The organism is Yoonia litorea (assembly GCF_900114675.1).
Lineage (GTDB): Bacteria > Pseudomonadota > Alphaproteobacteria > Rhodobacterales > Rhodobacteraceae > Yoonia > Yoonia litorea.
In genome coordinates this window covers 1523452-1536211 of sequence record NZ_FOZM01000001.1, presented here as the reverse complement: position 1 = coordinate 1536211, position 12760 = coordinate 1523452, and the positions used below count along the sequence as shown (strand labels likewise).

General features: G+C 56.5%; 11 protein-coding genes and 1 pseudogene. 3 read left to right on the top strand and 9 right to left on the bottom strand.

The features are described 5' to 3' along the window. Positions 1 to 666 precede the first annotated feature (666 nt). A complete protein-coding gene (locus BM316_RS07920; RefSeq protein ID WP_090206146.1) occupies positions 667 to 1233 on the top strand; it encodes a heme oxygenase-like domain-containing protein in 567 nt (188 codons plus the stop codon). Next, positions 1226 to 3790 (top strand): HWE histidine kinase domain-containing protein, encoded by a 2565-nt coding sequence (locus tag BM316_RS07915; RefSeq protein WP_090206143.1) that lies wholly within the window; start codon positions 1226 to 1228, stop codon positions 3788 to 3790. The genes BM316_RS07920 and BM316_RS07915 overlap by 8 nt, the downstream gene beginning before the upstream one ends. Positions 3791 to 4206: 416 nt before the next feature. Here BM316_RS07915 and BM316_RS07910 read toward each other — a convergent pair whose 3' ends face one another. Next, the gene (locus BM316_RS07910; RefSeq protein ID WP_090206140.1) at positions 4207 to 5133 is read right to left on the bottom strand and encodes a LysR family transcriptional regulator; all 927 of its coding nucleotides are present in this window, start codon (positions 5131 to 5133) and stop codon (positions 4207 to 4209) included. A gap of 103 nt (positions 5134 to 5236) precedes the next feature. Here BM316_RS07910 and BM316_RS07905 point away from each other — a divergent pair, with 103 nt between their 5' ends. Further along, the gene (locus tag BM316_RS07905; protein WP_090206137.1) at positions 5237 to 7672 is read left to right on the top strand and encodes a GcvT family protein; all 2436 of its coding nucleotides are present in this window, start codon (positions 5237 to 5239) and stop codon (positions 7670 to 7672) included. A 296-nt stretch (positions 7673 to 7968) separates the two neighbouring features. On the opposite strand, the gene BM316_RS07900 is transcribed toward BM316_RS07905, so the two are convergent. From BM316_RS07900 to BM316_RS16860, 8 genes and pseudogenes are all read right to left on the bottom strand, one after another. Then, positions 7969 to 9486, bottom strand: coding sequence for a DNA primase family protein (locus BM316_RS07900; protein WP_090206134.1), 1518 nt, complete (start codon positions 9484 to 9486; stop codon positions 7969 to 7971). Positions 9487 to 9498: 12 nt separating this feature from the next. After that, the gene (locus BM316_RS07895; RefSeq protein WP_090206131.1) at positions 9499 to 10245 is read right to left on the bottom strand and encodes a hypothetical protein; all 747 of its coding nucleotides are present in this window, start codon (positions 10243 to 10245) and stop codon (positions 9499 to 9501) included. Continuing rightward, positions 10245 to 10547 carry a hypothetical protein gene (locus tag BM316_RS07890; protein ID WP_090206128.1) on the bottom strand — a complete coding sequence of 101 codons (303 nt, stop codon included), beginning with the start codon at positions 10545 to 10547 and terminating at the stop codon, positions 10245 to 10247. The genes BM316_RS07895 and BM316_RS07890 overlap by 1 nt, the downstream gene beginning before the upstream one ends. Before the next feature lie 100 nt (positions 10548 to 10647). Further along, a complete protein-coding gene (locus tag BM316_RS07885) occupies positions 10648 to 10827 on the bottom strand; it encodes a helix-turn-helix transcriptional regulator (RefSeq protein WP_090206125.1) in 180 nt (59 codons plus the stop codon). 98 nt (positions 10828 to 10925) lie between these two features. Further along, positions 10926 to 11558 (bottom strand): hypothetical protein, encoded by a 633-nt coding sequence (locus tag BM316_RS07880; protein ID WP_090206121.1) that lies wholly within the window; start codon positions 11556 to 11558, stop codon positions 10926 to 10928. Next, positions 11555 to 12199 (bottom strand): tyrosine-type recombinase/integrase, encoded by a 645-nt coding sequence (locus BM316_RS16865; protein WP_311135661.1) that lies wholly within the window; start codon positions 12197 to 12199, stop codon positions 11555 to 11557. Before BM316_RS16865 ends, BM316_RS07880 begins: the two co-directional genes overlap by 4 nt. Before the next feature lie 40 nt (positions 12200 to 12239). Continuing rightward, positions 12240 to 12314, bottom strand: a pseudogene (locus BM316_RS16880) (hypothetical protein); the annotation flags it as partial. Positions 12315 to 12341: 27 nt separating this feature from the next. Beyond that, entirely contained in the window at positions 12342 to 12728 is a 387-nt protein-coding gene (locus BM316_RS16860) for an Arm DNA-binding domain-containing protein (protein WP_311135660.1), read from the bottom strand. Positions 12729 to 12760: the final 32 nt, after the last annotated feature.

Sequence of the window (12760 nt, the reverse complement as noted above, 5' to 3'; positions counted from 1 at the left end):
TCTGGCACATGTCTCACGCCAAATGTCCGATCTGCAGACGGCAGCATATGCCTTGGTTGGGGGCGGCTTGTGATGAGGCGCAGGTCGTCGGCCTTGTTTTTTGTGGCCGAACGCGTTGCACTGCCGCGATTTCACACTCTTCGTCTGTTGCGGCTTTCTCTGATTTCGTAATGCGCATATGGCTGATCTTCGAATCAAAGGACCGAACGGCAGCAAGGCCCTGCAGACTATGAGGCCAACGACGCCCAGATTTCGCGCCTGCAGCGAATGTCCGTAAAGCGGGCTGCGAGCGCAGCATGTTGATCAGTCGGTGAACGGCAGCTATGGGCCGTCCCCGAAGGCCATCCGAGCTGAAATGCCTTGATTCTACGCCTAGGAGGTTGGCTCTGAACACAAATCTCCAGATCCTATACTGTACATCAACATCCGCGGCCCGGCGAGTGTTTGAAAGCATGACAGAATTAGAGCGCGTTTTGCTGAAGATATGATGCGAACGGTTCTCGAGCGTTTTCGTTTCATTGCCGTCGGTGAAAACCCGGCTTTGGTTGTGCGCCTAACCACATCACTATGCTTCACCACTCGCGCACGAGAGATGTCATAGATTAATGCAAAACTGTCCAGTGTCGTTTACATTGAAGTTGCTAGAATTTTTGACATGATTGGAGGATGATAAAACACACACAGACCAGCCTGCGCGCGCGTTTGCGAATAGACACGTACTCGGCTCATGAAAGCCTCGATCATGAGGTGTCTAGGTTCAACCTGACGATGCCGGATGGTCTTATGGGCTTTCTCAATATGCAGTCCGCCGCGCTTCAAACGCTCTCGGCACTTGACGTCTCGGCGAAAGCGGAAGCCGTGATACAAGATCTGCTTGAGCGCGCAACGCGTGACCTTCGAAAACTGAGCTCGTCCACTCAAACATCACCAGCTGAAATCGAACCGGTTCACCCGCTTGCCATCGACTACGCCATTTCAGGGTCAAGGCTTGGCTCACGAATCCTCAAAAAGAGATGGCAAGCAACGACTAACGCTCAGGTTCGACAGGCAGACGCATACTTTTCGGCACCGAGCTATATCGAGATTTGGGCATCTTTCTGCGACACTGCCGAAGAGTTGTCTTCTACCGGTCCACTTGCTGATCAAATCGTCAGAGACGCCGACCGAATTTTTCATATGTACCGTGAGTGTGCCCGCGCTGTTACGCTCATGAAGGGAGAGACCCATGCCTGAGACAGACCCAATCCAGCAACAGCAAGACTACGATCTGACCAATTGCGACCGCGAACCGATCCATATTCTCGGGCGTGTCCAAAGCTACGGGTGTTTGATCGCGCTGTCGTCAGACTGGATGGTGACGTGTGCCTCGGAGAACTGTGGCACCATTCTTGGGCTCGACGCCCAAAGCATTGTTGGTTCACGGTTCACGGATATCTTCCCCCAGGAGACGGTCCACAACCTGCGAACGAAGATGCAGGTGCTCAGCTATCAAACCGGCACGGCGCGTGTGTTCGCATATGCCGCTCTCGAAGATGAGAGGCTTTTTGACATCTCAGTCAGTCAAAGCGACCGGAATATGATCTTCGAATTCGAGCCGCGCCAGATCGGGACACAGAGCGAACAGGATCGTTCGTCGGTGCGCGCTTTGATTGGTCGGGTAAGGCGGCACGAAACGATCGAGGACATGTCGCGCGAAGCTGCCCGTGCGGTGAAGCTGTTGTCCGGATTCGACCGTGTCATGGTCTATAGGTTCAACGAAGACGATAGCGGCACAGTCATCGCGGAAGTTGCCGAACCCGATCAGGAACCGTTTCTGGGCCTACGCTATCCCGCGAGCGATATTCCAAAGCAGGCACGGGCGCTCTATCTCCGCAGCCCCTTAAGGATCATCTCGGACGTCAATGCAAAGACCTATGCCATACACCCTTCCCTTGATCCAAATGGTCAGCCGCTCGATCTTTCGCTGGCGGTGACGCGCGCGGTCTCTCCGATCCACCTCGAGTACCTGCGCAATATGGGCGTCTCTGCCTCGATGTCGGTGTCGATCATTCGAAATGGCAAGCTATGGGGACTGTTTGCGTGTCATCACCAAATGGCAAAACACATCAGCTACGAGACCCGCAGCGAGATCGAGCTGTTCTCAGAGCTTTTCAACTATCAACTCGCCCAGGTGGAGTTGACAAATGAACTGGCCGAAGTGGATCTTGCGCGGTCGTTGCACGATCGGTTGATGACTCAGCTCTCTGGCGGCAAATCCATGTCAGAGGCCTTCGACGTCCTGTCTGAGAATATCAAAGAAGTCATCCCCTTCGACGGGGCTGCTGTGTTCACGGATGGCGACTACAAGTCGGCCGGAGCCACACCGACCAAAGAAGAATTCATGGGTCTGGCGAGGTTTTTGAACACAACGCCGTCGGGACAGGTCTACCAAACTCATGCGCTCTCAACGCGCTATCCGGCCGCTGAGAACTTCGCAGATCGGGTGGCCGGTATTCTGGCCCTCCCTGTATCTCGTACTCCAAGAGACTATCTCGTACTGTTCCGTCGCGAGATCGCGTCTTCCGTAAAGTGGGCGGGAAACCCAGAAAAACCCGTCGAGCTTGGTCCAAACGGTGTCCGGCTAACCCCACGCAAAAGCTTTGACGCCTGGCAAGAGGTCGTGCGCGGACAATCCGCGCCCTGGCGAAGTTCAGAACTGCGTGCAGCTGACGCCCTTCGCGTGACGCTGCTGGAAGTCGTACTGAAGATGGCCGATGAGCGGAACGCGGTACGCAAGAAGGCGCAGGATCAGCAAGAGCTACTCGTGGCGGAGTTGAACCACCGCGTCCGGAACATTCTGAATCTTATTCGTGGATTGGTATCCCAGGGACAGGAAGATGCGAAGTCGCTAGACGACTACCGATCCGTTCTGGAAGATCGCATTTTTGCCCTCGCTCGAGCGCACGACCAGCTGACACAGACAGAGTGGAATTGGGTCTCTTTCCGCTCCTTGGTCGAAACCGAGGTGAAAGCGTTTTTGACGGCGAAAGCCTCGCGAGTGATGATCACCGGCGATGAGATTGATCTGTCGCCCACGGCTTTCTCGACCCTTGCGCTCGTGATACACGAACTTGTGACAAACTCGGCCAAGTACGGCGCGCTCAACGACTCATCGGGCTCCGTTGCGCTTGATGTCCGTCTGCAGCCTGATGGGGTCGCGAAGCTGTCTTGGCGCGAGAAAAACGGCCCCCCTGTGCAGGCACCTAAACGGCGTGGCTTCGGAACGACGATCATCGAGCGCTCCATTCCATTCGAACTGAAAGGCCGGGCCGATACGCGATACCGCGTGACAGGGTTAGAAGCCGACTTCGTCTTGCCATCTGCCCATGTTCGGAAGGCCGAGTTGAAGACTGTAAGGCCGCAAGTGGAAGAGAACGAAAAAGCTTCGAAAGTGCGACTCGAGGGACAGTGCCTCGTACTGGAGGACAATATGGTCATCGCGTTAGATGCGTCAGACATGCTGTCAAACTTGGGTGCCGAGCATGTCTTTACCGCGAGCTCCGTTGCCGATGCGCTTAAGCTCATCGGTGAACGTGACATCTCGTTTGCACTCTTGGATGTCAATTTGGGCGATGAGACATCGCTCCCCGTGATCGAGAAGTGTTTGGAGTTGCGCATTCCCACGGCCCTCGCAACAGGGTATGGCGCGAACTCGGCTATCGTTGAGCGGTTCCCTGAAGTTCAAGTGCTCAACAAACCATACAGCTCAGACAGCCTTAAGCAGATCGTTGCGAGAACGCTTGATCTCTAGCTTGCACCTTGAGAACTTTGATCGATGTTTCAGGCTCACTGTGCCCAGGTTCTTCATGCGCATGGCATCACTGCCTGCGGCACGCGGACCCCAGTTTCCGCGCTGGCGACTGTTTTACACCGGATGTGCTGTAAGGAAAGCAGACCGGGGCGCACCCGCAGCGAAAGCTTGCGCTGTCCTGCACTCCACCAGTTCGCCGATCGCTGGAATTTGCAAATGCAGCGATTGACCGCAACGCGAAGTGCAACTGCAGCGATGCTAAGTTTCGACGAACGGCAGCAATGGGCCGGTACCGGACTTTAGAGCGTTTTGCAGCGAATGGCAGGACAGAGCCCGAAGTACCGAATGCTGCGCGATGAACAAATGTCCGCGATACCGTCTTCCTGAGACTCACGGTGCAGCGTCTTTGCCGCGCATCAAGCCATGGAAACAGTCAAATTCGCGCTCGACGGTCCCTCAAAAAATGTGACGCAACTTTCGACGAAGGTCTGAACCAGTTTTCGTTTCGGCCCTGGTGCGAAACCCAGTGATAGTGTGACGCTACTGTTGCAGTCCCGGATCGGTAGGCAGCGTATGTCTTGTCCCGCGTAGGTCGGCAGATCCCGTGGTTTCATATTCAACAGGGAAATCCCGACTTTCGAGGCGACGAGCGACCGGACCATTTCGGTTGAATTGGCGGTTGCCACTATGCGCAGGTCTCCGCCGTTCTGTTCGAGCAGATCCAAGTAATACCTACGTGCAGCCGGTCGATCCAACAGTATCAGCGGTTCGGCGACAATTTGGGTAACACTGACCGTCTCATGCTGGGCAAGCGCATGGTCCGTGGGGCACAGGCAATAGGTGGGAGCATAGATCAGCGGTTGCGTCTCGATTTGCGGATTAGGCAGTTCTTCGACAAACAGGATCACGTCGAATTGCCCGTCCATTAGCCCGGTTTGGGCAGAATTGTTGTCGCCTTCGGTCAGCGTAAACGTCACGCCGGGATTGGCCTGCAACATCTGCGCCGCAAGCATTGGTAGAAATGCCGGAGCGATCGGCGCGTTGTACCCAATGCTCAGATTGCCTGAGAGGTTCGATTGAAGATCGGAAATGCTCGTGAGCAATCCATCGTAGCGTTCCAGCAGATCATCGATACGCCGTCCGACATCGCGGCCTGCGGCGGTCGGAAAGATGCCCTTGGCCCGGGCGCGCGTGACAAGCGCCATTCCAAACGCGGCTTCCGCCTGATCCAATGCAGCCGCGATAGCGGACGGTGTCACGTGTGTGGCCTCAGCCGCGCCCGTGATGCTGCCTCTCTTCAAGGCGGCCTGTACGTAGCGCAAGGCGCGCAGGGAAAGTGTCACGCTTAAACCTCAATTTTTCTGAGATAATACCAATTATATAAAGAATTTTCAAAGGATATTGGGTCTGCCAGGGTGATCGCGGCAACAGATCAAGGAGCGCAGCATGAAGTCCAGAACCAAAGTCGTCGTCATCGGTGGCGGAATCGCGGGCTGTTCGACCCTGTATCACCTCACGCAGGAGGGATGGTCTGACGTGGTCTTGGTCGAACGGGATGAACTGACGTCCGGCACCACATGGCATTCGGCGGCGCAGGTCACGAATTTCGGGATGACGCAGACGATGGTGGGCCTCAAGTCACACTCCATCGCCCTTTACAAGAAGCTTCGGGACGATCCTGAGTATCCTGTCGGCTATCATCACGGCGATGGCGGCATTCGTCTGGCCAACACCGAAGAGCAGATGCAGGGATATCGGCATTTCGCGTCGATGGCGCGGGGCATGGGTGTGGAATTCGAGGTGATCGACGCCGAAGAATGTGCGCGCCGCCACCCGCTCATTTCCACCGACAACCTCCTTGGTGGACTTTGGGATGGCGAGGACGGTGATGTCGATCCGGCCCAGCTCTGCCAAGCGCTTGCCTTTCATGCCCGCAAGGCCGGGGCAGAGGTCTATCGCAGCACAGCTGTCACCGAGCTGACCCAGCACAAGGACGATACCTGGACCGTGTATACACAGCATGGTGATATCGATTGTGACATCGTGGTCAATGCGGGCGGCTACCGCGTGAACGAGATCGGGGCGATGATGGGCGTGCAGCATCCCGTCGCGTCGATGGAACACCAGTATTTCGTGACCGAAGACATTCCCGCCATCACTGAGGCCGGGCACCGCATGCCTCTCCTGCGCTGTCCTATATCCGACTACTACTGCCGCCAGGAAAAGGACGGTCTTCTGGTCGGCTTCTACGAACAGGATTGCAAGACATGGGGTATGGACGGGATCAACCCGGGCTTTTCGAACGACCTGTGCCCTGACGATCTCGACCGCGTGATGGACGTTCTCGAGGGCGCGTTCGAACGGATGCCGGTTCTGGCGGAGGTCGGGATCAAACGGGTCGTGAACGGCCCGATCACCTACACCATAGACGGTGCGCCTCTGGTCGGCCCAATTCCGGGAAAACGCAACGCCTACTGCATCATCGGCTTGCGGGCGGGCCTGGGCGAAGGCGGCGGACATGGATGGCTTCTGGCGCAGCAGATCGTGCATGGCGAGGCGTGCTTTGACACCTGGGTGATCGACCCGCGGCGGTTTACCGGCCATGCAACGGTGGAGCTGACCTCGCGCAAGGCGATTGAGGATTACCAGAACGAGTTCCGATTTCATTTTCCGCACGAACACCGCCCCGCAGGACGGAACGCCAAGACAACGCCCCTGACGCCTATTCTCGCTGCCGAGGGCGCGGAATTCACCGTCGTGAACGGCTGGGAGCGTGTTGACTACATCAAGCCTTCGCCCGACTTTCACCCGTCGCTTAGCTTCGATTTCGACGAAGTCTTCGACGTGGTCGCCGCGGAGGTCGCCAATGTTGCGAGTAACGTGGGGTTGGCGGAGGTGAACGGCTTCAACCGCATCGAAATCACCGGGAAAGATCGTCACGCTTTCCTCGATCGCATGATGTGCGGGACCGTTAACAAACGCGACGGCCGTTTAGGACTGGGGTATCTGCTGAACCATCATGGATGCGTCAAGGCAGAGGCGACGGTGGCCAATCTGCCCGCATCGGATCGCGGGCCGGACCGGGTTTGGTACGGATCGGCAGCGGCGTCGGAGTACCACGACATGGACTGGCTTAGGGCGCATCTGGACCCGAGTGAGGATGTGCAGCTTCGCAGCCTGACCAATGATCACACTATTCTGGTGCTGGCGGGGCCGAAGGCGCGTGCCGTCCTGTCCGATTGCGCGCGCGGCGACTGGTCTGCAGAGGCATTCCCGTGGTTGTCGGCCCGCGAATGTTGCATCGGGTTCGCGCCCGCCGTGGTGATGGGCGTCAGCTTTTCGGGGGAATTGGCATATGAAATCCACGTGCCAAACGCATCGCTCTATGCATCCTATCTTGCCTTGCGGGAGGCCGGGCAGGCGCATGGCTTGAAACTCTTCGGCGCGCGGGCCATCGACTCCATGCGCATGGAGAAGGGATTCTTGCACTGGAAAACCGACCTGATTACCGAATTCGACCCTCTCGAGACGGGCCTTTCCCGTTTTGTGGAACTGGACAAGCCAGATTTCATCGGCAAAGCGGCACTCTTGAAACGGCAGGCTGCCGGACCGCAAAGCAAGCTGGTCACGCTAAAGATCGGTACCAACCACGCCCCGGCACACCCGGGCGCATCACTCATGCAAGGCAACACAGTGGTTGGCACCATCACGTCCGGCGACTACGGCCACCGCGTAGGAATGAACCTTGCTTATGCCTTTGTGAAACCCGATTTTGCCGATGTCGGATCAACGCTGCAGCTGGACCTGTGCGGCAAACACATCGCTGCGCAAATTATCGAACCATCACCCTATGACCCCAGGTTCGAACGCATGCGGGCTTGAATAGTGCCTCTCAGAACTTCCAAAGCAGCCAATGGCGCAACCGCGGCGAATTCACACTTCGTCCCGCGTTGCAGACCTTGGCGGCTCGCGCAGCGAAAGTCCGCTTTCCGCCCTTAGTAGCAGCTTTGGCGAAACGGAGTCGCCGTATCTACAATCACAATGGATCCTCGTATGGCAAATTGCATCGCGGGTAACGCGCGACCGCGACAAAATACTAGTGACAGAAACTTTTTGGTAATTTTCACCTTGGAACCTTTGGAAGTGCTCCCTTTCCTTTTCTAGGAATCTTCTTCCTCTCAAAACAAAAGAAGGGGGGGGCAAAGGTTCCAAAACTTGCTTGGAGCGGGAAGTGCCGAGAACTGATGGCCCCCACTGTGAACCTTGGCGCCGACATAGCGCCAGCCGTTTGATCTTAACTTCCGAAAGCCATTGCGCTGCATAGCATCCGACCACCGTGTCTGATTGGCGGGATTTGTACCGGTGCAGCGACACCAGTCACTGTAATCCGAGTATAGATTTCCTGCTTTCGGCCATGAGGAAACCGGCTGACCTTCATCGCAGACCCGAATAATGCGCTCTTCTATCCACTGCTCGACCGTCGCCTGAGAAGAAAAGTAGTCCTCTACCTGTTCCTCAACATGTCGGCTGTGCGGCAGCCTTCCAAGTTCTCTGTATTTCTGACTGCCATCAATCATCCATTGAAGAACGCTGCCAAGTTCGCTCTGAAACGTCTTTCCGAGTGATGGATCGCCGCGGTCGTCAGAGAAATCCTGATCGAGACTAACCAGTTTTAGGCGGGATCGCATGGCCGTATCGTCAGTTCTGAGTTGTGGCCGGTGATTACCAACCATCACCAGCTTGAAGCTTCGTCGAAACGAGAAGGTGTCCCTGTACAGAGGGCGCGCGGAAATGCGCTTGTCTCCCGTAAGGGACCTTATCAACACTTCATCGATGTGCGCAGCCGAGTCGACCTCCGACGTAATAACGAGGCGCTTTCCCTGTAGTTGCGCCAGTACATCGCGACCAACCGGGTTCTTTGCCGGCATCAGGGCCTGCGAGGGTATCTGGATGGCGTAGGAGCCCAACCCATCGATGGCAGTTTCGATGAAGAGGGATTTGCCATTTCTGCCCTGCCCGAAGAGAAGCGCGAACCAGTGATCGTCAACTGCGCCCGATAGCGCGGCGCCAATAGCGACTTGTAAAAAGGCGGCCAGTTCTGTGTCGCGCCCGACAATCTCTTGCACGAAGCGATCCCATCGGGTGCCCTGATATGGTTCCGGCGCCACCGCCGTCATGTGAGTAAGCATGTCCGCAGGATTGTGAGCCTGCATTAGGCCTGTCGCTAGATTGAGTGTGCCCGCCGGTGTGTTGAGAAGGGATAGGTCGGCGTCCGGGGCGCGAGCGACGGATGGGTCAATCCGAACCGCTTTACGCACCTCCTCCCAGAAGGCTGGTTTGTGTTGGGAGGCCCTTTGGCCTCTGACTCTGAAAGCTACGAAGTCCCGGATTGCGGACAGCAGTTCTTCATTGCTGCAGATGCTCCAATGCCGGCCATTGTAGAGGTAGTCCTTTCCCGTTGCCTGGACATGCATCCATCGACCAGCATGGGCCTGACATGAAACAAATGCCTTGGCAATCGCATCAACAGGAGAGCGGTCATCCAGCGTTTGTGCGACCCGATCTGCTTCCCCAGTATAGACCCGCTTGCATAGCCGCGCCGCATTCCGGATCGTATTACGCCGATAATCGGCCCGCTTCTCGAACTTGTCGCGCATCAGGGCCGACTTGCGGAACAGGCGATCCATGCGCGGCATATCTTTGCCGGTCTAGAACGCCAGATGCGACATCAGTGCCGCGTCCGCGCTACTGTGATCGAAGTCCTGCGACTCTTCATATGCCGGATACTGTTTGGCAAGGACGGCCACATTGGCTTCCCACAGGTTTTTGACTGTCGCAGCGTCACCGAACGCTGACGCCTTGCTCGATGACCGGAGCATCATCGCAATCAGTTCGTCGTCGTTTTCGGGTCCGGTGTAAGCCGGATCTCGCCCGTCCAGTAATTCACCCAAGAACTCCCGTTGCGGAACGAATGACAGCAATTCGCGTGTCCAGTCTTTGTTGGTCGCGGTGCCGCCGATGGGCGACCACCCATGCGGACCGAATGCGATGAATCGGTCCTGCGTATAGAACTCAAGCCATCCATCCCACTTATTGCGCCGGTCCTGTAACTGCGAAGGATCACAGCGTCCCATGATGTGAAGTCCGGTTCCCGATTGGGACACTTCGATCCATGCGCCGGGGAAATAACCGACTATGTTCTTGGCTTCCTGTGACCAATCCGTTCCCTCATGGCACTTGTCCAGATCGAGGAAGAACCACGGATCTTCGGCACGTAGCGCGAACGCGACGTCATATGGCGCAGCAGAAGCAGTCGCGTAATCGACGTGGTTCGCCGTATCATGGGCGTCACAGATCGTTCCGTCAGGGCGACAGGGTAGCTTCTTACCGTCCTTGAGACGCCAGTTCAGGAATTGGTTTGGGAGTCCTTCGGGGACGTACGAAGGGTGTGTCATTACTCTCCTCCCTCTGTCGCCATATCCATGAGCTTCATCCCGACGGCGCATGTGGCCGCGTCTTGGAGTCTGAGGGCTATGGCTCTTGCCTCGGTGGCATCCAGTAGAACTGAAATTGAGGGGCCAGTTTCACGCATCTTTAGGCAGAATAAGACAGCGTCGCTGTCAACGACGGCTGCAAAGTCGGTAGGGCCCTCACACCACTCGGATCGCGGGAACATCTTTCGGACAGTTTCTGTTTCTGGCTGGTACGGGTTCATTTTGGCGTAGATACGGTCCAGACGGTTTGATTGCTCGGTCATCAGTATTCCTTTCGGCAATGTTCAGAGACAGCACGACTGGCTCCGCCAAAGCGGTCACTTCATGTCTAGGCTGTCGGTTTGTGGAGAGTTGGAGCGGCCCTTACCGGGCCGAGATCCTTTCGTCGAACTTGACGAGGTCGGATTCACGCCACAGCAGGCGATGTCCGATTTTTAGCGGCTTCGGGAACCGAATGTCTGGCACGGTCTGCCAGCGATACAGCGTACTCCGACCGATCCTGTAGTGCTGTTGAACGTCTCGTGTGTTCAGATAGGGTGTCATTATGCTACTCCTCTAGGTTTGAACCACCAGATACCTATCAGCATGTTGCGGTTTCTACTCGGGGGAAAAAGTTTGGAAATCGAGATTTGCTTATTTAACTATTTGAAATAGTTACGAATAATTTTTCGGATGCGATCAACATCTTTGACCAGGGGATGATCTATTTCCCAAATGTACTTCAGTATGAACTGCTCAATGGACGTTGGGTGGACCGTGGAATAACCGTTTTGAGACAGGCCCCAACCACCTGTGATCACTACCCTTGCACCGTGTTCCTTGAAACGTTCGTAGATTATCTTTGTAAAGACCACCTCCGGCTTTCGAGCCTCCTGAGCGGAGTCCTCCATCTCAGTGTCGTGCCGCAGGAGGGCAAGTTCAGCCTTTTCCGCGAAAGTAGCCATCCGTTCCGGCACCAACATGAACAGCTGTCTTAAGGTTTCAGGATCGTCCAGTTCCTGCCCCTTCTGATCGCGTTCCGTTAGCCGCTTTATCTTCTTGCGCAAGTCAGAAGGTGAAATGCGGTTCGGGTCGAAATAGTCTTCCTTATAGGATACAAAATCTTCAAGACATACTTGTACACGATCTCGAAACTGGTCGCTGAACACACGCTCGGACTGAGGTCTACCTTGCACTCGAAACAGTGCTTCCCATGCGTTCCATTCGTCTTCACTCAGAGTAAGGTGCGGGGCGGCCCTTGGACGACGAGGTAGATCAAAGCGCTTCCCTTTCATGACGCCCTCTCAGCAACAAAGTCCGCCCACAGTTGCATCAGTTCGCGCCTCTGCTCCAGATAGTCCGTCCGCTTGTAGCTCCGCTCGACCTTGCCGCCGACACTGTGCGCGAGACGGACTTCCGCGACCTCCCAAGGAGCCTGTGCTTCTTCGGCACACCACGTCCGGAAACTGGAGCGGAAGCCGTGCGGCCTCGCGTCCATCCCGCGCCGCTCCATCAGCCGCGCCATCGTCGCATCCGAGATGACGCCCTTGCGTGAGCTCGGGAAGAGATATCCGTCCCGTGCATAGGGTTTGGCGCGTTCAATGATGTCGAGGGCCTGCATCGAGAGAGGCACACGGAAGTCACTGCCGATCCCGCTGCGGCCCTTCATCTGATCGGCAGGGACTGTCCAAACTTCTCCGTCAATCTGGTTCAGCCGCAGAAAGCGCAGGGGGCGGGACCGCGTCCCGATGGTCAGGATCAGCAAGCGCAGGGCCAGATGTGTTACGATGTCGGGCTCGAGAGACGCGTAGAAGGCCGGAACTTCCGTCCACGGCACAAAGGCGGTATGTTCGACCCTGTGGCGCTGCGCACCCAAATAGCGCCTTGGCCTTAGCGACAGCTTGCAGATCCACGTCCAGACCAAGGGCCGCTGCATGCTTCATACAGACGGACAGGCGATCAATAGCCTTCTTCGCGGTTGCTGCCTTGGTGTGCCAGATCGGAGCGAGCGTGTTGCGGATATCAAGCTGGTCGAGTTCGGTGATTGGCACTTTGCCGAGCTTGGGCAACACATGCAGTTACAGCGGAGAGAACCACCGGCCGGCTTTTCCATTACCCTTGAGTTCGGCTTTACGCGTTTCGAAACAGTCATGCGCGACATCGGCCAGAATGTGCAGGTTGCGTTCTGTCTCGCGCCGTTCGCGCTCGCGCTCCTTTATGGGGTCTCGACCGACGCGCGCAACAGCGCGCCACTTCTCCGCTTCCTCGCGCGCTTCCTTCAGGCTCACGAACGAAAGGTAGCCCAGTCCCATCTCGCGCCTGCGACCATGGATCGTCACAGGCAAGATCCACTGGGCACCTCCGTCCGCACGCTGGAAAAGCCAGAGGCCACCGCCATCGGAGTGTTTGCCTTCAGGAGCATTCCTTACAAATGCTGCCGAGAGCTTGTTCAAAGCACGACTCATCTATCCCCCTCCCTATCCACTCCTACATACGG

Bases quoted from the DNA above. Each gene is read 5' to 3' on its own strand.
- BM316_RS07880 (WP_090206121.1), bottom strand. From the start codon at position 11,558: ATGAAAGGGAAGCGCTTTGATCTACCTCGTCGTCCAAGGGCCGCCCCG.
- BM316_RS07890 (WP_090206128.1), bottom strand. From the start codon at position 10,547: ATGACCGAGCAATCAAACCGTCTGGACCGTATCTACGCCAAAATGAAC.
- BM316_RS07905 (WP_090206137.1), top strand. From the start codon at position 5,237: ATGAAGTCCAGAACCAAAGTCGTCGTCATCGGTGGCGGAATCGCGGGC.
- BM316_RS16865 (WP_311135661.1), bottom strand. From the start codon at position 12,199: ATGCAGCGGCCCTTGGTCTGGACGTGGATCTGCAAGCTGTCGCTAAGG.
- BM316_RS07915 (WP_090206143.1), top strand. From the start codon at position 1,226: ATGCCTGAGACAGACCCAATCCAGCAACAGCAAGACTACGATCTGACC.
- BM316_RS07920 (WP_090206146.1), top strand. From the start codon at position 667: ATGATAAAACACACACAGACCAGCCTGCGCGCGCGTTTGCGAATAGAC.
- BM316_RS07900 (WP_090206134.1), bottom strand. From the start codon at position 9,486: ATGCCGCGCATGGATCGCCTGTTCCGCAAGTCGGCCCTGATGCGCGAC.
- BM316_RS07885 (WP_090206125.1), bottom strand. From the start codon at position 10,827: ATGACACCCTATCTGAACACACGAGACGTTCAACAGCACTACAGGATC.
- BM316_RS16860 (WP_311135660.1), bottom strand. From the start codon at position 12,728: ATGAGTCGTGCTTTGAACAAGCTCTCGGCAGCATTTGTAAGGAATGCT.
- BM316_RS07895 (WP_090206131.1), bottom strand. From the start codon at position 10,245: ATGACACACCCTTCGTACGTCCCCGAAGGACTCCCAAACCAATTCCTG.